Origin of the sequence: Catenulispora yoronensis (assembly GCF_039531695.1) — a bacterium.
In the GTDB taxonomy this organism is placed as follows: domain Bacteria; phylum Actinomycetota; class Actinomycetes; order Streptomycetales; family Catenulisporaceae; genus Catenulispora; species Catenulispora yoronensis.
In genome coordinates, this window is the sequence record NZ_BAAAQN010000066.1 from 1 (window position 1) to 22,438 (window position 22,438).

20 protein-coding genes are annotated in these 22,438 nt (G+C 69.6%); 13 read left to right on the forward strand and 7 right to left on the reverse strand.

Features of this window, described 5'->3' with window-relative positions:
* Positions 1-355: 355 nt before the first annotated feature.
* Positions 356-691 carry a rhodanese-like domain-containing protein gene (locus tag ABD481_RS37990; RefSeq protein WP_344670720.1) on the reverse strand — a complete coding sequence of 112 codons (336 nt, stop codon included), beginning with the start codon at positions 689-691 and terminating at the stop codon, positions 356-358.
* A 134-nt stretch (positions 692-825) separates the two neighbouring features.
* Between ABD481_RS37990 and ABD481_RS37995 the strand changes: the two genes are divergently transcribed.
* Positions 826-1,398 (forward strand): TetR/AcrR family transcriptional regulator, encoded by a 573-nt coding sequence (locus ABD481_RS37995; RefSeq protein ID WP_344670721.1) that lies wholly within the window; start codon positions 826-828, stop codon positions 1,396-1,398.
* A complete protein-coding gene (locus ABD481_RS38000; RefSeq protein WP_344670722.1) occupies positions 1,392-2,303 on the forward strand; it encodes a ribonuclease Z in 912 nt (303 codons plus the stop codon). The genes ABD481_RS37995 and ABD481_RS38000 overlap by 7 nt, the downstream gene beginning before the upstream one ends.
* A 169-nt stretch (positions 2,304-2,472) precedes the next feature.
* On the opposite strand, the gene ABD481_RS38005 is transcribed toward ABD481_RS38000, so the two are convergent.
* Both ABD481_RS38005 and ABD481_RS38010 read right to left on the reverse strand, forming a co-directional pair.
* Positions 2,473-3,372: an alkaline phosphatase family protein gene (locus ABD481_RS38005; RefSeq protein WP_344670723.1), complete on the reverse strand. Its 900-nt coding sequence runs from the start codon at positions 3,370-3,372 to the stop codon at positions 2,473-2,475.
* Positions 3,369-4,652, reverse strand: a complete 1,284-nt coding sequence (locus tag ABD481_RS38010) for an MFS transporter (RefSeq protein ID WP_344670724.1) — start codon at positions 4,650-4,652, stop codon at positions 3,369-3,371. The genes ABD481_RS38005 and ABD481_RS38010 overlap by 4 nt, the downstream gene beginning before the upstream one ends.
* 295 nt (positions 4,653-4,947) lie before the next feature.
* Between ABD481_RS38010 and ABD481_RS38015 the strand changes: the two genes are divergently transcribed.
* From ABD481_RS38015 to ABD481_RS38040, 6 genes are all read left to right on the forward strand, one after another.
* Positions 4,948-6,321 (forward strand): M20/M25/M40 family metallo-hydrolase, encoded by a 1,374-nt coding sequence (locus tag ABD481_RS38015; protein WP_344670725.1) that lies wholly within the window; start codon positions 4,948-4,950, stop codon positions 6,319-6,321.
* Positions 6,318-7,364 (forward strand): alpha/beta fold hydrolase, encoded by a 1,047-nt coding sequence (locus ABD481_RS38020; RefSeq protein ID WP_344670726.1) that lies wholly within the window; start codon positions 6,318-6,320, stop codon positions 7,362-7,364. Before ABD481_RS38015 ends, ABD481_RS38020 begins: the two co-directional genes overlap by 4 nt.
* A gap of 47 nt (positions 7,365-7,411) precedes the next feature.
* Positions 7,412-8,404, forward strand: coding sequence for an EamA family transporter (locus ABD481_RS38025; RefSeq protein WP_344670727.1), 993 nt, complete (start codon positions 7,412-7,414; stop codon positions 8,402-8,404).
* Positions 8,405-8,435: 31 nt separating this feature from the next.
* On the forward strand, positions 8,436-9,179 hold the full coding sequence (locus ABD481_RS38030; RefSeq protein WP_344670728.1) for a PspA/IM30 family protein: 744 nt from the start codon (positions 8,436-8,438) through the stop codon (positions 9,177-9,179).
* A gap of 139 nt (positions 9,180-9,318) precedes the next feature.
* Positions 9,319-10,650, forward strand: a complete 1,332-nt coding sequence (locus ABD481_RS38035) for an enolase C-terminal domain-like protein (protein WP_344670729.1) — start codon at positions 9,319-9,321, stop codon at positions 10,648-10,650.
* Positions 10,651-10,730: 80 nt separating this feature from the next.
* Positions 10,731-11,540 (forward strand): NAD-dependent epimerase/dehydratase family protein, encoded by an 810-nt coding sequence (locus ABD481_RS38040; RefSeq protein ID WP_344670730.1) that lies wholly within the window; start codon positions 10,731-10,733, stop codon positions 11,538-11,540.
* 3 nt (positions 11,541-11,543) lie between these two features.
* Here the strand turns inward: ABD481_RS38040 and ABD481_RS38045 are convergent, their stop codons facing one another.
* Positions 11,544-12,626 (reverse strand): NUDIX hydrolase, encoded by a 1,083-nt coding sequence (locus tag ABD481_RS38045; protein ID WP_344670731.1) that lies wholly within the window; start codon positions 12,624-12,626, stop codon positions 11,544-11,546.
* Between the two features lie 81 nt (positions 12,627-12,707).
* Between ABD481_RS38045 and ABD481_RS38050 the strand changes: the two genes are divergently transcribed.
* The 3 genes from ABD481_RS38050 to ABD481_RS38060 all read left to right on the forward strand — a co-directional run bounded on the left by ABD481_RS38050 (position 12,708) and on the right by ABD481_RS38060 (position 16,037).
* Positions 12,708-13,379: a rhomboid-like protein gene (locus ABD481_RS38050; protein WP_344670732.1), complete on the forward strand. Its 672-nt coding sequence runs from the start codon at positions 12,708-12,710 to the stop codon at positions 13,377-13,379.
* 39 nt (positions 13,380-13,418) lie between these two features.
* Complete coding sequence (locus tag ABD481_RS38055) at positions 13,419-14,426, forward strand: hypothetical protein (RefSeq protein ID WP_344670733.1); 1,008 nt, start codon at positions 13,419-13,421, stop codon at positions 14,424-14,426.
* 87 nt (positions 14,427-14,513) lie between these two features.
* Complete coding sequence (locus ABD481_RS38060; protein WP_344670734.1) at positions 14,514-16,037, forward strand: ATP-dependent DNA ligase; 1,524 nt, start codon at positions 14,514-14,516, stop codon at positions 16,035-16,037.
* A gap of 271 nt (positions 16,038-16,308) precedes the next feature.
* Here ABD481_RS38060 and ABD481_RS38065 read toward each other — a convergent pair whose 3' ends face one another.
* From ABD481_RS38065 to ABD481_RS38075, 3 genes are read right to left on the reverse strand one after another with little or no spacing between them, the layout of a single operon-like run.
* Positions 16,309-17,001 (reverse strand): response regulator, encoded by a 693-nt coding sequence (locus tag ABD481_RS38065; RefSeq protein WP_344670735.1) that lies wholly within the window; start codon positions 16,999-17,001, stop codon positions 16,309-16,311.
* 52 nt (positions 17,002-17,053) lie between these two features.
* Positions 17,054-18,382 (reverse strand): sensor histidine kinase, encoded by a 1,329-nt coding sequence (locus tag ABD481_RS38070; protein WP_344670736.1) that lies wholly within the window; start codon positions 18,380-18,382, stop codon positions 17,054-17,056.
* A gap of 19 nt (positions 18,383-18,401) precedes the next feature.
* Entirely contained in the window at positions 18,402-19,010 is a 609-nt protein-coding gene (locus ABD481_RS38075) for a TetR/AcrR family transcriptional regulator (RefSeq protein ID WP_344670737.1), read from the reverse strand.
* A gap of 113 nt (positions 19,011-19,123) precedes the next feature.
* On the opposite strand from ABD481_RS38075, the gene ABD481_RS38080 reads away from it, so the two are divergent.
* Together ABD481_RS38080 and ABD481_RS38085 are read left to right on the forward strand one after the other, a co-directional pair.
* A complete protein-coding gene (locus ABD481_RS38080) occupies positions 19,124-20,683 on the forward strand; it encodes a long-chain-fatty-acid--CoA ligase (protein WP_344670738.1) in 1,560 nt (519 codons plus the stop codon).
* 80 nt (positions 20,684-20,763) lie between these two features.
* Positions 20,764-22,431: an MFS transporter gene (locus ABD481_RS38085; protein ID WP_344670739.1), complete on the forward strand. Its 1,668-nt coding sequence runs from the start codon at positions 20,764-20,766 to the stop codon at positions 22,429-22,431.
* Positions 22,432-22,438: the final 7 nt, after the last annotated feature.

Genomic DNA, 22,438 nt, shown 5'->3' on the forward strand with positions numbered 1-22,438 from the left:
CAACCGCCTCGTCGGGATCCTGCACGGCTGCCTGAAAACCGGCACCCTCTACGACGAAGCCACCGCCTGGACAAACCAGCACGAACCCATCACCACTTGACACCCCTAACTCCAGGGATGTCTTTGATCTGGCTTTTGATCTGGCCTTTCCCCACCCCCGCAACAGTTCTCGGAGCCTGACAGCGCCACCCACCCGAGGACCGCCACCGACCAGTCAGCACCATGGCCGAAGGTCGTCAAAAAAGCCTTAAAAGCCTTAAAACCCACCCCGAGTCTCGGCGGCCTGTGCGACTGACCGCCGAGAGTCTCAACCTGGGCGAAACCCCTTCCTTCGCCCAGCAGCTCTTGCCTACTCCTACTCCCCCACCCCCGACTCCAACGGCAACCCCGCCGCCGCCCAGTCCTCAATCCCCTCCCGATACTTACGCACGTTCGTGTACCCCAACCCCTCCAACCGCGTCGCCACGTCCTGACTGTTCTGACACGCAGGATTGCTGCAATACGTCACAATCAGCGCCCCGCGATCAGGCAGCACCTCCCCACTCCTCGCCGCCACATCATCGGCATGCAGCGGTATCGCCCCCGGCAGATGCTGCTTCTCCCAATAGCTCCCCGCCAGCGCGTCCACAACCGTGACCGCCCCACCAGCGATGGCAGCCTGCAACTCCTCACGCGAAATCAGCGTGGTCATGACTCCCCCTTCAATACGAACCGATACGGACCAACATGAACTGACCAGCACGAACCACGCCCCACATCCGGACCGCAGTCCGCTTACCCCCACCACAATATGCGGACCCCAGTCCGCTTGTCTACAATGAACCCATGGAAGACCTCCCCCTCCTCGACTCCCCACCCCGCGAACGCGCCGACGCGGCAAGGAACCGAGCCCTGGTCCTCCAAGCCGCCTGGCGCCTCTACACCTCAGGCGGCGTAGAAGCCCTCACCACCGACGCCGTCGCCCAAGAAGCCGGCGTCGGCAAAGGCACCGTCTACCGCCGCTTCCGCGACAAAAGCGGCCTCGTCGCAGCCCTCCTCGACGACCGCGAAAAAGAGCTGCAACTGGCGATGATCTCCGGCCCGGCCCCCCTCGGCCCCGACGGCGCACGCACCGAACGCCGCCTGGCCTTCGTCCGCGCCTACCTCGACTACGTCGAGGCCCACCTGGACCTCCTCGTCGCCTCCGAGACCGCGGCCCCCGGCGCCCGCTACCGCCTGGGCGTCTACCAGTTCTGGAAAACCCACCTGACGCTGCTGTTCGCAGACGCCTATGATCCAGAGTTCCGCGCCTACACCGTCCTGGCCCTGCTCGACGCGAGCCTGATACGCCACCTGCGCGCCGACGGATGGTCCTGGGAGCGGATCCGAGCCGGCGTGGAGCAGGAGGTCCGATGGTGAACCGCGAACTGACAGTCCTGGGCACCGCGTCCCAGGTCCCGACCCGTTACCGCAACCACAACGGCTACTTCCTCCGCTTCGACGACCACGGCCTGCTTTTCGACCCCGGCGAGGGCACGCAGCGCCAGATGCAGTTCGCCGGCCTGTCCGCCACCGACATCACCCGCATCTGCATCACCCACTTCCACGGCGACCACGCCCTCGGCCTGCCCGGCATCCTGCAACGCATCTCCCTCGACGACGTCCCGCACGAGGTGACCTGCCACTTCCCCGCCGAGCACGAGGAGTACTTCGAGCGCCTCCGCTTCGCGACGCCCTACTGGGCCCGCGCCAAGATCGCGACTCAACCATCAACCGGCGACCGCCACTACGCCCTCAACAACAACCTGACCCTCAGCGTCGCGCCCCTGGACCACGGCATGCCCTGCCAGGGCTACCGCATCGACGAGGCCGACAGCGTCCGCATGCTGCCGGAGAAACTGGCCGCCGCCGGAATCAAGGGCCCTGACATCTCCCGCCTCCAGCAAGAGGGCCGCCTGGGCGACGTGACACTCGCGGACGTCAGCATCCCGAAGCCCGGCCAGAGCTTCGCATTCCTGATGGACACCCGCCGCTGCGAAGGCGCCGAACGCCTCGCGGCCGGCGTGGACCTCCTGGTAGTAGAGGCGACCTTCCTCGACACCGAAGCCGAACTCGCCGAATCCTTCGGCCACCTCACCGCCCGCCAAGCCGCCCGCCTGGCCGCCGACGTCGGCGTACGCGAACTGGTGCTGACCCACTTCTCACAGCGCTACCCGGTCGACGAGGCACGCTCGCGATACCTCGCCGAGGCCGGCGCGGAGTTCGACGGTCAGATTCACATCGCCGAGGATCTTGCTCGCATTCCTTTCCCCAAACGCCGCTGACGCTCAGCAGTCGGCGCTCGACGCTCGACGCTCGACGCTCGACGCTCGGCGACCAGTAAACGGCATTCAGCCAACGGCGCCCAGCAATCGGCGGCCGGCGGTCAAGGCTTGGTAGTCGGCAATCAGCAGTCGGCTGTCAGGGCTCGGCGGCCGGCGATAACAACCCCCCTCACCCCACCACCCCAAAAGCCTTCCCCTCCAACCCCAACCCCGCCATCTCCCCCGCCAACCCAACAGCCTCATAAACATGCGCCGCAACATCCACATGCCGCAGCGTCAGCACCTCCACCCCACCCCCACCCACGACCCCAACCCCAACCCCGACCCCGCCCCCGACCCCAACCCCCACCCCAATCCCCGGCCCACAAGCCGCAATCCAAGCCGTCCGCTCCACCGCACTATCCCCACCATGCCCACCCCCATCAACATGCCCATGATCAGTCACCACAATCACCGTCCAGTTCTCCTCCCCATACCCCGGCCTCGACCACAACGCCGCCATCAACCGCCCCACCCGCGCATCAGCCCGCTCCACCGCCGCGACGTACTCAGCACCGACCCCGAAGTCATGCCCCGTCTGATCGACATCCCCCAGATACACAAACGCGACGTCATAATCCGCCGCCACCAACTCCCGCTCCGCATCAACCGTCGCCGCCTCGTCACCGCGCTCGCAGTCCTTGCCATACGACGTGAACGTCAGCCGATCCGGCGCCCCGAACAACGGCCCGCCGCACGCCGACGTCGCCAGCGGCTCCCAACTCCCCACCGACAAATACGTCCGCTTCCCCGACAGCGACGCCAGCGTCAAAAAGTCCGGATACGTCGCCAGATTATGATCCGGGAACACGTTGTGCAGCACACCGTGCTTCGCCGCCGACACCCCCGTCGCGATCGTCGCCCAACACGGCCCGGACCACGTCGGCGTGCCCTCCTCGATCCACACCGGCGCCAAGAACCCGGCGGCAGCGATCGCATCAAGATGTGGCGTACCAACCCTCGCATCCCGGAGTACGTCCAACCGCACCCCGTCAATACCGATAACGAGTACCCGAGACGACGAAGTCATCGCACGCCCCGAATCCGATAAATACACCCAGCCCCCGCCACCGAAGCCACCGCCGAAGCCCAGAACAACGCCGAGTACCCCCCAGCGAACTTAATCAACAACGCCGCAATCGGCGGCACCAACGCGAACGGAATGATCGTCATCAAGTTCGCGAACCCCATGTCCCGCCCCCGATCCGTCCCCGACGGCAGCGTCTGCGTCACCAACGCCCCGTCCACGCTCAAATACACCCCATACCCCAACCCGAGCACCGCCCCAGCGGCCAGCATCATCCCCCAACTCTGATGCACCGCCAGCATCGCCGCCGCCACCGCCATCACCGCGGACCCCCCGCACACCAACGGCTTCCGACGCCCCCACCGGTCCGACAACCACCCCGCGACCACCACCAGCGCCACCGTCGAAACGCTGTTCACCGCGACCACTATCAGCAAGTGGCTGTCGTTGCTCTTGTCGTTGGGCGTGTTCTTGAACCCAAGAACATCGTCCAAGAAGTACGGCGTGTAGAGCGTCCCAAGTCCATAGCCCAACACCATCAAAAACCGCGTCGCCAGCGCCCACCCGAAATCAGGGAACTGTCGCACCTGAATCCGGTAGTTCGCCAGATACGCCTGAAAACTGAACGCCTCACGCCGTTCCCGCGGCAACGGCGGGTCCCCGACCCGCCACGCGAACAGCACCACGAACACCATCAGCGCCGCCAGCGCCGCGTACTGCCCCACATACCCCTTCGACAGCGACACCAGCACCCCGCCGACAATCAACGCCGCCGCCTGCGGCACCCCGCCCCACCCCAGCACCACACCCCGCTGCCCGATCGGCACCCGGTCCGGGACGATCGTCACCATCCCGGCGGCGAGCGCCGCCACGAACACCGTCTGCAGCAGGTACCCGACCCCCACCCCCCACACCGTCTTCTGCATCCCGCTGAACACCAGCGCGGCCGCCGCGGCCAGGCCTCCGAACGCGATCCACGGCCGCCGCCGCCCGAACCGCGACACCGTGCGGTCCGACAGCATCCCGAACAGCGGCCCCAGGAACAGGATCGACAGCGTTCCTATGGTGTTGACCCATGCGAAGTCGGCGACGTGCCCGGCCGGATCGATGTCCTTGATCTGCTGCGGCACCGTGAAGGTGCTCGGCACCTGGCTGGCCACCTGCCACCCGAGTCCGGCGAACACGAACCCCGTGATCCACGGGGCGCGGACCCGGGCCGTGGGCTCCGCGTCGGACGCGGACGGCGGCACGGTGCCGGGGTCGTGCGAGGTGTCGACGGACAAGGCGCGCTCCACGGAAGGCCGCACTGGACTGGACATGAAGGATCTTCATGTTCCCGGAGTGCTCATCGTAGGGGCGACGCCGCCATCCAACAAGAGCCTCGCGCCCCAGCCAAGACCCCCACCACCACACCCCCACTGCCGCACCGCACACCCCACGCCCTCACACCTCCACCGCCCAATCCCCGAAGCCCCCAGCCCCAGGCCCGCCACGCCCGCCATAACGGGTCATGGCCCCCACTCCCCCACCAGACCCTCCCAAGCAGCGCACCCCCACCACCTATGAGTTACTGACCCCATGGACATCACGCAGCTCACTGCCAAAGTCGACACGCTGATGCCGCAGGTCGCCGAAGACCTGAAGCGCCTGGCGGCAATCCCGTCGATCGCCTTCCCGGGCTACCCCAAAGAGAAAATCGCCGAGTGCCACGACCTCCTCGTCGAACTGCTGCGCGACGCCGGCGTCCAAGACCTCCAGGACCTGAACCTCCCGGACACCTCGCCGATCATCACCGGCCACATCCCACCCCCCACCCCCGACGCCCCGACCGTCCTGCTCTACGGCCACTACGACGTCCAACCCCCCGGCGACGAGAAGGCCTGGGCCTCCCCGCCCTTCACCCCGACGGCGTACACGGACCCCGACCACGGCCCCGCGCTCCGCGGCCGCGGCATCGCGGACGACAAGTCCAACCTGGCCGTGCACCTCGGCGCGCTGCGCGCCTACGACGGCTGCCCGCCGGTCGGCATCCGCCTCGTCCTGGAGGGCCAGGAGGAATACGGCAGCGTCCTGGACGACTACCCGCCGCAGGACCCCTCGGCCTTCGCCTGCGACGCCATGGTCATCGCGGACATGGGCAACATCCGCCCCGGCACCCCGACGCTGACCACCGCGCTGCGCGGTGACGCCGAGGTCGAGGTGGAGGTCCGCACCCTCAAGGAAGCACGCCACAGCGGCCTGTACGGCGGCGCGGCCCCCGACGCGCTGCTGACACTCATCGCCGCCCTCGCGACACTCCACGACGACAAGGGCGACGTCGCCGTCGCCGGCCTGCGTCGCGAGCCGTGGGCGGGCACCGCCTACACCGACGAGGAGTTCCGCGCCCTGGCCACCGTGGAGCCGGACGTCCCGCTGCTCGGCACCGGGGGCCTCGGCGAGCGCCTGTGGAGCGGCCCCGCGATCAGCGTCGTCGGGTTGGACGCCCCGGCGGTCGACACCGCCGCGCTGGCCGTGGTGCCCTACGCCAGGGCCCTGATCAACCTGCGGATCCATCCCCAGCAGGATCCGAAGGAGGCGCAGCAGGCGCTCATCGACCACCTGGAGGCGTTGAAGCCGTTCGGCGTCGAGCTGACGGTGACGGCGCAGGACGCCGGTCCCGGGTTCGCCGCGTCGACCGGCGGTCCGGCGTATCAGGCGGCGGAGGAGGCGTTGAAGGCGGCGTGGGGCGCGGACGCGGTCCAGGCGGCCAGCGGCGGCGCGATCCCGTTGGTGAACGGCCTGGCCAAGGCGGTGCCGGACGCGGAGATCCTGCTGTTCGGCGCGGAGGACGCGGCCTGCCAGCTGCACGGGCCGAACGAACGGGTCCTGCTCTCCGAGTTGCGGAGTTCCGTATTGGCCGAGGCCGCTTTCTTCCAGGCCTACGCGGACGGCCATGCCAAGCTCTCTTCATGAGTTCCGAAGCTAATTCCGCATCAGCTACCGAACCGAGCCACGAACTGAATCACGCCCCGAGCCACACCCCCGACCACACCCCGAACCACACCCCAAGCTACGAACCAAGCGCAGACCACACCGACCACATCGTGACGCCCACCCTCACCGTCACATACGAGCGCCACGGGGATCCGGCCGGCATCCCCGTGGTCCTGCTCCACGGCTTCCCCTACGACATCCGCGCCTACGACGCAGTCGCCGCTTCGCTCACCGCGAGCGGCGGCTTCGACGTCTACGTCCCCTTCCTGCGCGGCTTCGGCTCGACGCACTTCCGGTCCGCGACCGATCCCCGCTCGGGCCAGCAGGGAGCGCTGGGCCAGGACCTGCTGGACTTCATCAACGCGCTCCACCTGGACCGACCGGTAGTAGCCGGCTACGACTGGGGCGGCCGGGCCGCCTGCATCGTCGCGGCGCTGTGGCCGGGCCGCGTGCGGGGCCTGGTGACGGCGGACGGCTACAACATCCAGGACATCGCGCACGCCGCGGTCGAGCCGTCCAAGCCGGAATGGGAAGCGACGTACTGGTACCAGTGGTATTTCCACGGGGAGCGCGGACGGAACGGCCTGGAGCGCAACCGCGAGGAACTGTGCGAGCTGCTGTGGCGGACCTGGTCGCCGGAGTGGCAGGCAGCGGGCGAGGCGTTCAAGGCCAGCGCGGCGAGTCTGCACAACCCGGCGTTCGTGGACGTCGTGATCCACTCCTACCGCCACCGCTACGGCCTGGCCGAGGGTGAGCCGCGCTATCAGGAGATCGAGGATCTCCTGGCCGCGTCGCCGACGATCAGCGTGCCGACCGTTGTGCTGGAGTCCGGGGCGGACGGCGTCGGCGGCCCGACGTTCGAGGAGTCCGGGGACCGGGACCTGTTCACCGGGTGGTTCCAGACGCGGTACCTGGCGGGGATCGGGCACAACGTGCCGCAGGAGGCGCCGGAGGCGTTCGCGGACGCGGTGCGCGCGGCGGCCGACGCCACGCCCCCGCGATCACAACTCGGCGCCACCTGATGATCGTCTAAGGACAAGGCCGCCTTTCACCTATTACCATCTGTCAGGTGACCAGCGCCTCGCTCAACCGGACCACGACCGGCGTCCTCTTCGGTATCACCTCCTCGGTGGCCTTCGGCGCCGGCGGTCCGTTCGCCAAAGCCCTGATCGAGGCCGGGTTCAGCCCGTTGCAGGCGGTCTGGCTGCGGCTGATCGGCACGGTCACGGTGCTCGCCGTGGTGTGCCTGGCCCTGCGCCGCCCCGGACAGCTGACGACGATGGTCCGCAACCGCTGGCCGATCGTCGTCTACGGGCTGGTCGCCGTGGCGGCGTGCCAGGTGCTGTACTTCGTCGCGGCCTCGCGCCTGCCGGTGGGCATCGCGATCCTGCTGGAGTTCACCGGTCCGGTACTCGTCGTCGCCTGGGAGAAGCTGGTGCGGCGCACGCATGTGGCGCGCGTGTCGGTGATCGGCGTCGCGGTGGCGATGGTCGGCCTGGCGATCGTGGTGCAGATCTGGTCCGGGGTGCGGCTGGACGCGCTCGGGCTGGCCGCCGGCCTCGGCGCGGCCGCCGGGAACGCCACCTACTTCCTGCTGATCGACCACCTGGCCGGGACCGTGGACGTGCTGACCCTGACCACCGGCGGCATGACGGTCGGCCTGGTGCTGCTGCTCCCGCTGGCGGCGCCCTGGTCGGCGCCGTGGGGCGTGCTCGGCGACTCGGTGGCCATGGGCTCGCACCACATCCAGGGCTGGCTGCTGGCCGCGTTCATGGTGCTGGTCAGCACGGTGCTGTCCTATCTGACCGGCGCGGCGGCGATCCAGCGGCTGTCCGCCACGACCGCGGCCGGACTGGCCTACGTCGAGCCGGCGGCGGCCACCATCGTCGCCTGGGCCGCGCTCGGGGAGCGCCTGTCGACCACCCAGATCGTCGGCGGAGTGGTGGTCCTGGGCGGGGCCTTCCTGGCACAGCTCGGAATCCGCACAACCTCGCAGGACGATTCGGCATCTCAGGCGCCTATCCTGGGAACCACGATTCAGGCGGAAGCGTTGATCCCGTGATACGGGAACCACAAGGGGGCAGGGAGCGTCCATGGGCGGCGTCATGAAACGGATGAAGCTGGTCGTCGAGGCGAAAGCCAACGCGGCCCTGGAGCGCCGTGAGAACCCGGTCGAGATGCTCGACCTGTCGTACGAGAAACAGCTCCAGCTGTTGCAGCAGGTGCGCCGCGGCGTGGCCGAGGTGGCCACCAGCCGCAAGCGCCTGGAGATCCAGATGAAGAACCTCCAGGCCGATGTCGACAAGCGCTCGACCCAGGCCCGCCGGGCATTGGAGGTCGGCCGCGAGGACCTGGCCCGCGAGGCGCTGCTGCGCCGGGCGCCGATCCAGCAGCAGATCGAGGACATGAGCGGCCAGTACCAGGCCCTCCAGGCCGAGGAGGAGCGCCTGGTCCGCGCCTCCCAGAACCTCCAGCAGCGGGTGGACGCCTTCCGGACCAAGAAGGAGACCATCAAGGCCACCTACGCGGCGGCCCAGGCCACCACGCAGATCGGCGAGGCCTTCAGCGGGATCTCCGAGGAGATGGCCGACGTCAACCTGGCCATCGAGCGGGCCGAGAACAAGACCGCGCAGCTCCAGGCGCGCGGTGCCGCGCTCGACGAGCTCACCGCGTCCGGCGTCCTCAACGACCCGACCGGCTACGGCAAGGACGACATCACGCGCGAGCTGGAGGCCCTGTCGGCCGGCTCGGGCGTGGAGAACGAGATGGCACGGCTGCGCAACGAGATCGCGGATTCCGAGGCGCGCAAGCAGATCGGACCGGGAGCCGGGGCATAGGCACGGCGGGTTGTGAGCGCTGAGGCGTGAGCACTTCGGGCGGGGCGGGAGGCGGCGACGGCCGCACCCGCCCCGTCTCAGTTGTCTGACTTTCGAGACCTGAGTGGAGCCGGATCGACACGCGCTGGAGGATCGGCACATGAGCACGCGCAAGCAGAACGAGGCCCGGTCACCGGAGTCACCCGAGTCGCCGAAGTCGCCGGAAGCACCCGAGTCGCCGCAATCGCCGGAGCCCCCGTGGCAGCAAGCCGCCCCGGAAGGCGTGTCCTCCGGGGTCCGCATCACCGGTGTCCGGACCATCCTCACCGCACCCACCGGCACGACATTGGTCGTCGTCCGGATCGACACGAACCAGCCGGGCCTGTACGGCCTCGGCTGCGCGACCTTCACCCAGCGCGCGAAAGCGGTCGCAACCGTCGTCGACGAGTACCTGGCGCCGCAGCTGATCGGCCGCGATCCCGCCGACATCACAGACATCTTCGAAACCCTCCACGTCAGCGGCTACTGGCGCTCCGGACCCGTGATGAACAACGCGCTGTCCGGCGTCGACATGGCGCTGTGGGACATCAAGGGCAAGATCGCGAACCTGCCGGTATGGCAACTGCTCGGCGGCCGTTGCCGCACCGCCGTGCCGCTCTACACCCACGCCGCCGGCGTGGACGCGAAAGCGGTCGCCGAAGAAGTCCAGGAATCGTTGGAGGCCGGCTACCGCTACGTGCGCTGCCAGGTCGCGGTCGCCGGGGGCAGCACATACGGCGTGCCGGGTGCCGCGAACGACACTGGCGCCTGGGATCCCCGCGCCTACGTCCGGACCGTACGCTCCTTGTTCGAGCACCTGCGCAGCACGTTCGGCCCGGAACTGGAGCTGATCCACGACGTGCACGAACGGGTCCACCCCACCGAGGCCGTCCGCCTCGCCAAGGAGTTGGAGCAGTACGACCTGTTCTACCTCGAAGACCCGGTGGCTCCGGAGGATCTCGACTGGCTCCGGGCCATTCGCGGCCAGTGCGCGACGCCGATCGCCATCGGCGAGCTGTTCGTCAACCCCGCCGAGTACCGGCCGGTGGTCGCCGAGCGCCTGTGCGACTTCATCAGGGTCCACATATCGGCGATCGGCGGCCTGACGCCGGCCTGGCGGCTGGCGAATCTGGCCGAGGCCTTCGGCGTGCGGACGGCGTGGCACGGCCCCGGCGACGTCTCGCCGGTCGGCCACGCCGCGAACCTCGCGCTCGACCTGGCCAGCCCGAACTTCGGGATCCAGGAGCAGCATCTGTTCACCGACGAGCACCGGGAGGTCTTCCCCGGGTGCCCGGAGATCAAGGACGGCCATCTCTGGCCGTCGAACGCGCCCGGGCTCGGCGTCGATCTCGACGAGGCCCTGGCCGCGAAATATCCGCCGGCCGCGAAGGCGCAGCCCGGAGCCGCCTGGCGTCCGCCACGCCGCCGCGACGGCGCGTTGCAGCGGCCGTAGCCCGGCCATAGACCGGCCGCAGTCCAACCACAGACCGGCCACCAACGGGAATGGGAACGGGACGGGAACGGGGAGGCATCATGACCGAACGCATTCTGATCACCGGCGCGGCGGGGCGGATCGGCGGCTGGCTGCGGCCGCTGCTGGCCCGGCCGGGCCGGACGCTTCGCCTGCTGGACATAGCGCCGATCCCTGAAAGGAACGACGACGCGGAGATCATCGTCGACTCGTTCCTCGATCCGGCCGTCATGGACAAGGCCTGCGCCGGTGTGGACGCCGTGCTCCATCTCGGCGGACTGCCCGGCGAAGGACCATGGGAACAGCTCGCCATGGCGAACGTGGAGGGGACGCGGCAGGTGCTGGAAGCCGTGGTGCGGCAAGGCGTGCCCCGGGCCGTCCTCGCTTCCAGCATCCACGCCGCCGGGTTCTGGACCCGGGACGACATCGGCCCGGACGGGTTCCTCCCGGCCGATGTGCCGACGCGGCCGGACACGTTGTACGGCGTGAGCAAGGCCGCGGTGGAGGCGCTGGGCAGTCTGTACCACTCGCGCTACGGCATCGACGTCAGCTGTCTGCGAATCGGGGCCTTCCGGCCCGAGCCGGCCGCGCCCACCGACTTGTCGGTGTGGATCTCCTGCGAGGACGGCGCGCGCCTGGTGGAGGCGTGTCTGGCCGTGGAGCCCGCCGGCTATCGCGTGCTGTGGGGCGTCTCGGCCAACACGCGGCGTTGGTTCTCACTGGCCGAGGGCGCGGCGATCGGCTACCGGCCCGAGGACGACGCGGAACTGTTCGCGGCCGACATCCCTTACGCGGACACCGATGTCAGCCATCCGGCGCTGTTCCGCGTCGGCGGCAATTTCTGTTCCATACGGCTGGGCGAGGAGCGGTGAGCTTTACTCATCGTCCACGGGAAACGGAATCGCGGCCTCCCAGGCAGCCTCGAAGGTCTGTTGGTCGATCTCGAACCGGGCCCACTCGGGTTCGTAGAGGTCGTAGGGCGGGTTGAAGGCCCAGTCGTCCTCGCCCATCCGATGTGAGGGGCCTTCGACGTACTCGAAGATCCCGCGCTTGCGGTAGCCGTCCTCGCCGATCTCCAGCAGGAAGTAGGCCGCGTTCTCGTCGTCCCACCACGGAGCCTGCTTCTCGTACTCGCCCCAGACGCAGCGGAAGTAGACCGTCCCCCGGCCGACGACCGCGCCGAAGCCCTGCTGCTGACGCTGCGCGTCGCGGGTGGCCTTCATGCTGCTCAGCTCGTTCGGGTCGGGGGCGTCGATGTCGATCTCCTCGTACCCGTTCTCGTCGGCCCAGCGGGCGGACTCCGGGGAGAAGCTCACCACGACGTCGGCGATCCGCTCCATGATCTCCTTGGCGCTGCGGGCGGTGACCCACCACCAGAGTGCGCCCATGCCGTAGTCGTGACAGACGAGGTAGCGGGCCTTCACCTCATCGCGGTGACCGTCGGGCGCGGGGGCGTCGACCCGCAGCCCGAGATCGAGCCCGGCCTGCTTGGCGAGGGCTGCCTGGGCCGCACCGGGCTCGCCCCAGGCCAGGATCTCGGGAGCGCGGTCCAGGCTCACCATGTAGCGCCGATGGATGCGGCCGTTGTCGGGGTCCGGCCCGATCGGCTCGTAGGAGCTGATCGGCGCGGCGTAGCGGAGTTGGGCATGGGGCCCGTCGTAACGGGTGTCCCCCTCCACGAGCTGGTATCCCAGATAGACGGCGCGGCTGACGTCGATATGGATCTGCGACTCCTCCAGCGCCTCGCGGGCCGCCGTCCGGACCGGGTCGCCGCCGTCCTCGGGCTCGGGCCTGCCGCCGGGGAGGCTGTAGCGCCGCGCGTGTTGCGTGCCGCGGTCCTGAATCAGGACTCGACCGTCCTCCGGGTCGATGGCCCACACGTAAGCCTGCGTCACTCGCAAGCCGTCCGGGACGGGCTCGGCGCGCCACGTGATGCGCGGCGGTTCGGTGGATGACATCGGCGGCTCCGTTCAGGTGTCCGGACCATTGTGGGGCCGCGGGTCCATCATGTGCCGACTCGTTTCTGCCAAGCTCGGCGTATGGCGATCAGCTTCCTGGCGGCCTACCCTCGCCGCAACCCGGTGACGTTCGCCTACCTTCTGCTGGTGTGCGCGGGTCTGCTCGTCCTGGGACGCCTGCTTCCCGGGCACACCGCGGATCAGCTGAAGATCGCCATCAGCACCAACCCTCACAACATGGCCCACGATCCCCTGGTGGTGTTGCTGGCGAGCCCGCTGTTCGCGGCCACCGACAGCGGCTGGATCTCGCACATCCTGATCATCGGCGGTGGGGTCGGAGTCTGTATGGCCTTGCTGGAGCGCCGTTTCGGTGCCATCGCGATGATCGTCGTGTTCCTGGTGGCGAACACGGTCGCCACCGCCGTCGCGACCTCCGCGGCCGCCGCCGCGGTCCATTCGGGCCGCTATCCCGCGCAGTGGTGGAACGGCTATGACTACGGCATCAGCTACGGCGTACTGGCCATGGCGGCGGCGGTGACGCCGCTGGTTCCGAACCCGTTGCGTTGGTTCTGGGCGGCGGGAGTGTTCGCCTACCCGTTCGCCAGTGCGGACTGGTTCGGGTTGGTGCCGAACTTCGCGACCATCGGCCACGAGACCGCGGCGGCATTCGGGCTCGCTGCGGGGTACTTCCTGGTGCGGCGCGAGCAACGTCGTCGGAGTCACGACGCGTCCGCCGATAGCGGCAGCTCCTAGCCTTCTTTTCCTGGTCGCGCCGACTCTATTGTGTGCGTCATGACCTTGGAAGCCGACCGGATCACAGTGTTCGAATGTCACGAGACGCAGCACATCGATCGGGTCCGGCTCGTCCCCGTCCTCGCGCAGCAGCGGCCGATGGTCGCGGTCTGCCTCCAGGGCGGCGGCAACCCGTTTCTCGCCTTCGGGACGCAGCCGACGAGCTACTGGTCCGAGGTGTTCCTCTACGACGCCGTCGCGGGCCGGCCGCATCAGACGCTGGCGGCCCTGACCTCGCCCTACGAGTTCGTCGCCGCGCCGGGGCCGAGAACCGTGGCCGGGCTGTCCTACGTCCTGCCCGGCGAACTGGTCGGCCTCCCGTCGAGGACGCAAGCGGTGGTCAGCGCGAATCTGGCGTGGCCGTGGCCCGCCTACAGCCATCCGCTTCCGGTCCCGGCGGTGAAGAACGTCCGGTTCGAAGCGGCGGTGGACCTGCACGGCCTGGGCCGCCGTGGCGTCGCGTTGGCCAGCCCCGAGCGGCCACCGATGATCTGGGACGACGGCGAGGGCTGGCGGATGCTGGAGGGCACCCTGCGGCCTCGTCGGCTCTATGCCGCGCTGCCGAACGTCCTCATCGGGCTCGGCGAGACGGCCTCCGGCGCGTCCGCCGCCGCCGCGTGGCAGATCAACAGTCCCTTTGTGGTCCACGCGTTCGGCCGTCCCAAGGGCGTGACGCAGGTCGCCGTCTCCACCTCCGGCAACCTCGTCGCGCTGGGCGGTCCGGACGGGATCAGCGTCCACCGGGTCACCGGCGAGGAGGTCGTGGAGCGGGTTCCGGTGCCCGACCGCCTGGACGGCGTGCTGCTCGACGACACCCGGCCCGAGCCGCGGGTGGTCCGCGTCTCGGAGAGCGGCATCACGCTGTGGAACGCCGTGCGAAACGTCTGCGTCGCGGACTTCCCGGCGGCGAACGAGCCGGTGATCGAGTGCCAGTTCGTGCCGACGCACAGCGGAGTGAAAGTGATGCTGGCGACGCGGAGGCGGGTCTTCATCAGAGACCTGGGATAGCGCCGACCGAGCCCACGCTTCCGGCCGCTCTGCGCCATGTGGGTGAGCAGAGTCGCCCCTGTCAGTGGCGTGGCGGACGATACCCTCATGCGCTTGTCGGACCTGGCGAACACATCCACGGCGGTCACCGAGGCCTCGGCCCGCACCGCCAAGATCGCTCTGCTCGCCGACCTGCTGCGCGCGGGCGAGCCGGAGGAAGTGCCGATCGCCGTCCACTACCTCTCCGGCGAGTTGCCGCAGCGGCAGATCGGCGTCGGCTGGGCCACGCTGCGGGACCTGCCCGAGCCGGCCGCCGAGGCGGAGCTGGAACTGACCGAGGTCGACCGGATCCTCGGCGAGATCGGCGCAACCACCGGCCCCGGGTCACAGGCTCGGCGGCGGGATTCGCTGTCCGCGCTGTTCGCTCGCGCCACCGTCGGCGAGCAGGCGTTTCTGCGCGGCCTGCTCACCGGGGAGCTGCGCCAGGGCGCGTTGGACGGGGTCATGGCCGACGCGGTCGCGAAGGCGGCGCAGGTCCCGGCGACGGAGGTGCGGCGGGCCGCGATGCTCGGCGGCGACCTGGCCGGCGCGGCGCGCACCGCGTTGCGCGACGGAGTGCCGGGGCTGCGCGCCGTCGGCCTGGTGGTCGGGCGCCCGATCCAGCCGATGCTGGCCGGGACCGCCGACAGCGTCGAGGCCGCACTGGCCAAGACGGCGCCCTCCGCGCTGGAGTGGAAGCTCGACGGCATCAGGGTCCAGATCCACCGGGACGGGGACCGCGTGCAGGTCTTCACGCGCAGCCTGGACGACATCACCGACCGGCTGCCGGAGGTCGTCGAGCTGGCCCGGGCCCTCCCGGTGACGGCCGCCGTGCTCGACGGCGAGGCGCTGGCGCTGGCCGAGGACGGGCGTCCGCGTCCGTTCCAGGAGACGGCGAGCCGCACCGGGAGCCGGCGGAACCTGGAGCAGCTGCGCGAGCAGATCCCGCTCACCGTGTTCCTGTTCGACCTGCTGCACCTCGACGGCCGCGACCTGATCGACCTGCCGTCGTGGGAGCGTGCCGAGCTCCTGGCCTCGATCGCGCCGCCGGAGGCCGTGGCGCCGAGGCTGGTGACCGACGATCCTCAGGCCGCCGAGGCGTTCGCGAAGGACGCGTTGGAGCGCGGGCACGAGGGCGTCGTCGTGAAGGCGCTGGAGGCGCCGTACGCGGCCGGACGGCGCGGCTCGGTGTGGCTGAAGGTGAAACCGGTCCACACGCTCGACCTGGTGGTCATCGCGGCGGAGTGGGGACACGGACGGCGGCGGGGGTGGCTGAGCAACCTGCATCTCGCGGCGCGCGACCCGGACGGCGGCGGTTTCGTGATGCTGGGCAAGACCTTCAAGGGAATGACCGACGAGCTGCTGGCGTGGCAGACCGAGCGGCTGCGCGAGCTCCAGACGGAGGCCGACGACTGGACGGTGCGGGTGCGGCCGGAGCTGGTGGTGGAGATCGCGTTCGACGGAGTGCAGCGGAGTACGCGGTATCCGGGCGGCGTCACGCTGCGGTTCGCGCGGGTCCTGCGGTATCGGGACGACAAACGGGCTCAGGACGCCGACACCATCGAGGCGGTGCGGGCGATCGCCGGGGGTTGATCGCGGTCGGTCGCCCGGGGCGGGTCCCGGTCCGTCAGTAGACCACAGGACTACGGTGCGCTTCCCGCTTCATCCAGTGGACGACGCGCGACCGGCCGGAATGCTGTCACGATGGTCCTGATCACGTGGCGGCGTGGGACGCCGACATCGGTGCCGGGGCTGGGGCCGGCACCGGTGTCGGTGTCCGCCTCGGGGTGGTCGCACGCCGCCGGCCGCCGACCAACACGAGCCGGCCGCCGATCGTCGAGCGCCAGCCGTCAAGCGCCGGCTGTCAGCCGCCGCCCCGCCCGCCTCCGTCCCCCGGCACCACCAACCCGGTCTCGTAGGCCACCACCACCGCCTGCGCCCGCGTCGACAGACCGAGCTTGGTCATCGTCCGGCTCAGGTGGGTCTTCACCGTCGTCTCACCGACCACCAGGTGGTCGGCGATTTCAGGGTTCGTCATCCCCTTCCCGACCAGCCGCAGCACTTCCACCTCCCGCGCGGTCAGCAGCGCCAGATCCGGCGCCGGGCCGCCCATCGCCTCGCCACGCAGCGTGTAGGCCTCGACCAGGCGCTCGGAAATGCTCGGGGAGAACAGCATGTCGCCGTGCGCGACCACGGTGATGGCCGCGAGCAGCCGGTCCGGCGGGGTGTCCTTCAGCACGAAGCCGCTGGCTCCGGCCTTCAGCGCGGCGTAGACGTAGTCGTCGAGGTCGAAGGTCGTGAGAATCAGCACCCTGGGGGTCTGCCGGCCGGCGGCGTCGCGGGCGGCGACGATCTGCTCGGTGGCCGCGATCCCGCCCATGCCCGGCATCCGCAGGTCCATGAGCACCACGTCGGCCTCGCGCTCGGCCAGGACCGCCAGGGCCTGCTCGCCGTCGGCGGCCTCGCCGACCACCTCCACGCCGGGCGCCGCCCGCATCAGCGCGGCCAGCCCGGCCCGGATCAGGACCTGATCGTCCACCACCAGCACCCGCCACACCGTGCGGCCCCCTTCCCCGGGCGGGCCGCGGGCCGGGACGCGCCGATCCGGATCAGATCTCGGGATCGTCCGGGACGTCCCCGGCGGGGAGCGTCAGGACGACCTCGAACCCCCCGGCCGCGCGGCGCCCGGCTGTCAGCGTCCCGCCGTAGATCCTCGCTCGCTCCCGCATGCCGGCCAGGCCGTTGCCGGTTCCCGCGAGCTCCGGGGGCGACGGTTCGATCCGATCGGCGTCCATCAGGGAGCGTACCCTTCCGCCGTCGTCCGCGACGCGCAGGGTGATGGCATGGTTCTGATACGTGAGCTCCACGACGGCCCGGGCCCCGGCGGCGTGCTTCATCACGTTGGTGAGCGACTCCTGCGCGACGCGGAAACAGGCCAGGTCCGGCCCCGGCGGCAGCTCCACCGGTTCGCCGGAGACCCGCAGCCGCACGTCGACGCCGCCGGCGCGGACCCGGTCCAGCAGCGCGTCCAGTCCGGCGAGGCCCGAGGCCGGCTCCAGCGCCGGGGACCGGCCACGCCCCGGCGTCCGGCCGTTCTCCGGCACCGGCCGCAGCACCGTCAGCATCCGCCGCATCTCCAGCATCGCCTCGTGGGTGGCATCGGCGATCGTCTTCATCGCCCGGCCCGCCGTCTCGGTGTCGCTGGCCAGGACGTATTGCGCCAGGCCCACCTGCACGGAGATCACCGACATGTGGTGCGCCACCACATCGTGCAGTTCCCGCGCGATCCGGACGCGCTCCGTCGCCACCGCGCGGCCGGCCCGCGCCGCCTGCTCGCGTCGCAGCTGTTCGGTCAGCGACGCCAGCCGCGCGTTCCGCTCCGCGAGGCGCCGCGCCTGGTCGCCGAAGCTCCACGTCACGGCGATAACGGTGACCGATTGTGCGACTGCGAGCAGGACACTGAGAACGACGAGCGCCAGGCTGTACTGCAACCACACGGCCAAGAGCGCCATCGCGTAGGGCAACGCCCGCAACGGAACTGTGCGCGTGCACAAGGTGTAGAAGATCAGGATCGGGCACCAGGCCAGCGTCGTCGGCGCATAGTTCAGGCTGGTGTAGAGCACGATGAGGGCGCAGGTGCCGGCCATCACCCACTCGGTGTGCCAGCGCCGCAGTGCGATGGCGGCGCAGCCCAGCGCCGTCAACGCGCAGCCGAATGCGTCGATCGGCCGGAACGGCACCTGGTGCACGTCCGAAGCGCTGTAGACGTGCTGACCGTCGGGCTCATACGGATACTGCTTCGCCCAGATGACGCTCACCACGAGCATCACCACCGCGATGAACGCGTCCACCATCCAAGGCCGGGCCCGATACAACCTCCGCCCGGCCCCCACTATCTCCCCGACCCCGAGTCCCCACCCCGCCGGAACAGTCCGCATCGCCGCAGCGTAACGCGGCTCATTCCGCCGACGACCGCACCCCGTCCAGGAACAGCGCGACCATCTGCTCGCCCAACTCGCGCCGCGTGAGCGGACCGTCGGGGCTGAACCAGCGATAGATCTGCACGATGCCGCTCAGAAAAGTGTTGGTCACCACGGTCGCCAGCACGTCGTCGCGGAAGGCGCCGGTCTTCTGCCCCTCCTCGACGAGATCCTGGAACAGGTGCTGATAGCGGCGACGTTCGGCGCGGACCGCGCTGGCATGTTCTCCGGCGACCAGATGCATGGAGCGGGCCCAGACAGTGAGGGCTTCGGCGTGGTCGTCCATGTGCGCGAAGAGGTCGGTGACCGCGAGGTGGAGCCGGACGTCGGCGGGGCCGGGGCCGGCGGATATCGCTTGCAGCCGGCCGGTCTGCTCGGCCAGCAGCTCGCGGTAGATGCTGGTGAGGAGTTCTTCCTTCGAGCTGAACCAGTGGTACATCGCGCCCTTGGTGACCTGCGCGGCCTCCACGATCTGGCGGGTCGTCGTGGCCTCGTACCCGTAGCGGCCGAACAGCTCCGTGGCCGCGGCGACGATCCGGTCCCGCGCCTCGCCCCGCGGCACCCTCGCCCGGTCCTGCTCCGTCATGTCACTCCTCGTCAGAGTCCCGCTGCGCCCCCATTGACACCCCGCGATTCCAGACGATACTAAGGCCAAACATACCGGGCGGTCGGTTGGTGCGACTGGGAAGCGGAGTGTCCATGACTTTCAATCTCGCGACGATTCTTCGGGAAGCACGGAACGCCGCGCCGGACAAGCCGCTGTGCCACACGCAGCACGCGACCTTGACGTACGAGCAGGTCGACGCGGCGTCCGGGCAGGTGGCCGCGGGGCTGCTCGCCCTCGGTCTGGAACGCGGCGACCGCGTCGCGGTGCAGCTGCCGAACCTGCCCGAGTTCCTGTTCTGCTACTTCGGCATCCTCAAAGCGGGCCTGATCATGGTGCCGTTGAATCCGTTGCTGAAGGCGCGCGAGATCGCTTACCACCTTGAGGATTCAGGCGCGACGGTCCTCGTGACGTTCGCACCGCTGGCGAAGGAAGCAGTCGAGGCGACACAGGCTGCTGATGAAGTGGCCGTCTACGTGGTGGATCCGCCCGGGAGTCCCGAGCTGCCGACCGGTGCCCTGGACGGCACGCTTCCCTTCGCCGACCTCGTGGCCGCCGCCTCGACCGCTGAAGCAGCTCTCGACGACATCGCCCCGACCAACGCCGACGACACCGCCGTCGTGCTCTACACCAGCGGAACCACCGGCCGCCCCAAGGGCGCCGAGCTCACCCATTTCCAGCTCTACATGAACTGCACCGTGTCCGGCGACCTCTTCGGCGTCCAGCCGGACGACGTCATCCTGGCGGTGCTCCCCCTGTTCCACGTCTTCGGGCTGTCCAGCGTCCTGAACGTCGTCGTCCGCCACGGCGGCACCATGGCATTGGTCCCCCGCTTCGAGATCGGCCCGGTCCTCGAAACGATGACCCGGCACCGGTGCACGGTCTTCTCCGGCGTCCCGACCATGTTCTTCGCCCTCCTGCACGCCGACACCGCACAGCACGACCTCTCCGCGCTCCGCGTCGGCTGCTCCGGCGGCGCCGCGATACCCGGCGAGGTCATCCGTGCCTTCGAGGAGAAGTTCCCCGGCGTGGTGATCCTTGAGGGGTACGGCCTGTCGGAATCGGCGAGCACCACGACCTTCAACATCAGCGCCGAGCAGCGCAAAGTGGGCTCCATCGGCAAGCCGGTCTGGGGCGTCGAGACCCGTGTGGTCGACGACCACGACCGTCCGCTGCCGCCCGGGCCCGAGCACGTCGGCGAGATCGTGATCCGCGGGCACAACATGATGAAGGGCTACTGGAACAACCCCGAAGCGACGGCCGAGACCGTCCGCGACGGCTGGTTCCACACCGGCGACCTCGGCTACGCCGACCAGGACGGCTACTACTTCATCGTCGACCGCAAGAAGGACATGGTCATCCGCGGCGGGTTCAACGTCTATCCGCGCGAGGTCGAAGAGGTCCTCTACACCCACCCGGCGATCGCCGAGGCCGCCGTCATCGGTCGGGCCGACGAACGGCTCGGTGAGGAAGTCGTCGCCTACGTCTCGCTCAAGGCCGGCGCGCAGGCGGACGAGGACGACGTCATCACGTACTGCCGCGAGCGCCTCGCCGCCTACAAGTACCCGCGCGAAGTGCGGTTTCTCAGCACTCTGCCCATCGGACCGACCGGCAAGATCCTGAAGAAGGAGCTGCGGGCGGCTGCCATGCGATAACCGACCGCCGCCTGGAGGCGGTGGTACGGCGCCACCCGAAGGAAGACCGATTTCTCCACCTCACAGCGAAGGAGTCATCTGTGTCATCCCCCAGCATCACCGCGGACGCCGCCCCGGCCGTCCTGACCCGGTTCTGGCGCCGCGATCTGGCGGCGTACCCGCAGTCCGCCCGCCGGTACGCCTACCTGGCCATCGTCGTGCTGACCACGATCGTCCTGTACTACCTGCTCTACATCCAGTACGCGGTCGCGACGTCGATCATGACCCGCTACCACATGACCTTCACCTACTTCATCTGGATGTCGGTCATCGGGAACGCCGTGGGCGCCGCCTCCTCGCTCATCGCCGGCCTGGCCGACCGCTGGGGCCGCGCGAACCTCGTCGTCTACGGCCTCCTGGTGGCCGGGATCCTGGTCCTGGTGATGCCGAACGTGTCGGGCAAGGGCGCGTTCCTGACGTTGTTCGCCGCGCTCTCCTTCGTCGAGGGCATCATCCTCGTCGCGACGCCGGCCTTGATCCGCGACTTCTCGCCGCAGCTCGGCCGCGCGACGGCCATGGGCGCGTGGGCGATCGGACCGGTGGCCGGCAGCCTGGTGGTGACGACGGTGACCAGCCACACGCTGGACACTTCGACCTGGCAGGACGAACTCCGGTACGCAGCCGTCAGTGCCCTGATCGTGTTCGTCATCGCGCTGTTCGGCCTGCGCGAGCTCTCGCCGCGCCTGCGCGACCAGATCATGGTCAGCCTGCGCGACCGCGCCCTCGTCGAAGCGCGCGCCCGGGGCATCGATCCCGAGGAGGGGCTGACCGGCCATTGGCGGCAGATGCTGCATCCGCGCATCGCCGGTCCGGCGTTCGCAGTGAGCGTGTATCTGCTGCTGTATTACGCCCTGGTCGGCAACCTGGTCATCTACTTCTCCGCGGTCTACGGCTACAGCGAGCAGCGGGCCAACGCCGTGGCGAACTGGTACTGGGCCGCGAACGCGATCAGCCTGATCGTGGCGGGCCTGGTGTCCGACCGGCTCAAGGTTCGCAAGCCTCTGATGATCGTCGGCTGCGTCGGCACGATCGTCACGACGGTGGTCTTCGCGGAGCTCGCCACCCGCCCGCACACCGACTATTACACCTTCGCGACCGTGTTCCTGATCGGCGGTGCGCTCGCGGGTGTGACCTACGCGCCGTGGATGGCGGCGTTCACGGAGACGGTCGAGGAGCGCAATCCGGCGGCGACGGCCACCGGCCTCGCGGTGTGGGGGTGGATCCTGCGCCTCGTGGTGGCGGTGTCGGCGGCCTTCGTCCCGGTGGTGGTGACGTCGGTGACGCCGGTGGTCGACCACGGCGCCGAGGTCGCCGCCGCGAACGCGAAGGCGGGGCCGGCGTTGGCGATCGTCAACGCGCATCCGGCGACGTTCGCCGAGCTGGCCAAGTATCCGCCGACGGCGATCCCGCCGGACGTGCTGGGCCGTGCGGTGGCGGACGTGGGCGCCTCAGGCCTCCAGACGGTGCAGCAGGCGCAGCCGGACCTCGCGGTTCTCAAGGCGCACGGTGCCGAGGTGGCGAAGGCCGTCAAGGACGGTCCGCACCAGTGGCAGACCTGGTGGTGGGTGACGCTGGCCGGGCAGATCGTGTTCCTGCCGTTCGCCGCGTACATGCGCGGACGGTGGAGCCCGCGCAAGGCACGCGAGGATGCGCAGGCGCATGAGGAGGCGGTGGCGCGGGAGCTTGCGAAGCTGCAAGCGGCTTCGTAGTCGCTCC

Coding starts and splice junctions, on each gene's coding strand:
- ABD481_RS38000 (WP_344670722.1), top strand. CDS start 1,392: ATGGTGAACCGCGAACTGACAGTCCTGGGCACCGCGTCCCAGGTCCCG.
- ABD481_RS38030 (WP_344670728.1), top strand. CDS start 8,436: ATGGGCGGCGTCATGAAACGGATGAAGCTGGTCGTCGAGGCGAAAGCC.
- ABD481_RS38070 (WP_344670736.1), bottom strand. CDS start 18,382: ATGCGGACTGTTCCGGCGGGGTGGGGACTCGGGGTCGGGGAGATAGTG.
- ABD481_RS38045 (WP_344670731.1), bottom strand. CDS start 12,626: ATGTCATCCACCGAACCGCCGCGCATCACGTGGCGCGCCGAGCCCGTC.
- ABD481_RS38060 (WP_344670734.1), top strand. CDS start 14,514: ATGCGCTTGTCGGACCTGGCGAACACATCCACGGCGGTCACCGAGGCC.
- ABD481_RS37995 (WP_344670721.1), top strand. CDS start 826: ATGGAAGACCTCCCCCTCCTCGACTCCCCACCCCGCGAACGCGCCGAC.
- ABD481_RS38055 (WP_344670733.1), top strand. CDS start 13,419: ATGACCTTGGAAGCCGACCGGATCACAGTGTTCGAATGTCACGAGACG.
- ABD481_RS38035 (WP_344670729.1), top strand. CDS start 9,319: ATGAGCACGCGCAAGCAGAACGAGGCCCGGTCACCGGAGTCACCCGAG.
- ABD481_RS38080 (WP_344670738.1), top strand. CDS start 19,124: ATGACTTTCAATCTCGCGACGATTCTTCGGGAAGCACGGAACGCCGCG.
- ABD481_RS38040 (WP_344670730.1), top strand. CDS start 10,731: ATGACCGAACGCATTCTGATCACCGGCGCGGCGGGGCGGATCGGCGGC.
- ABD481_RS37990 (WP_344670720.1), bottom strand. CDS start 691: ATGACCACGCTGATTTCGCGTGAGGAGTTGCAGGCTGCCATCGCTGGT.
- ABD481_RS38020 (WP_344670726.1), top strand. CDS start 6,318: ATGAGTTCCGAAGCTAATTCCGCATCAGCTACCGAACCGAGCCACGAA.
- ABD481_RS38005 (WP_344670723.1), bottom strand. CDS start 3,372: ATGACTTCGTCGTCTCGGGTACTCGTTATCGGTATTGACGGGGTGCGG.
- ABD481_RS38015 (WP_344670725.1), top strand. CDS start 4,948: ATGGACATCACGCAGCTCACTGCCAAAGTCGACACGCTGATGCCGCAG.
- ABD481_RS38075 (WP_344670737.1), bottom strand. CDS start 19,010: ATGACGGAGCAGGACCGGGCGAGGGTGCCGCGGGGCGAGGCGCGGGAC.
- ABD481_RS38050 (WP_344670732.1), top strand. CDS start 12,708: ATGGCGATCAGCTTCCTGGCGGCCTACCCTCGCCGCAACCCGGTGACG.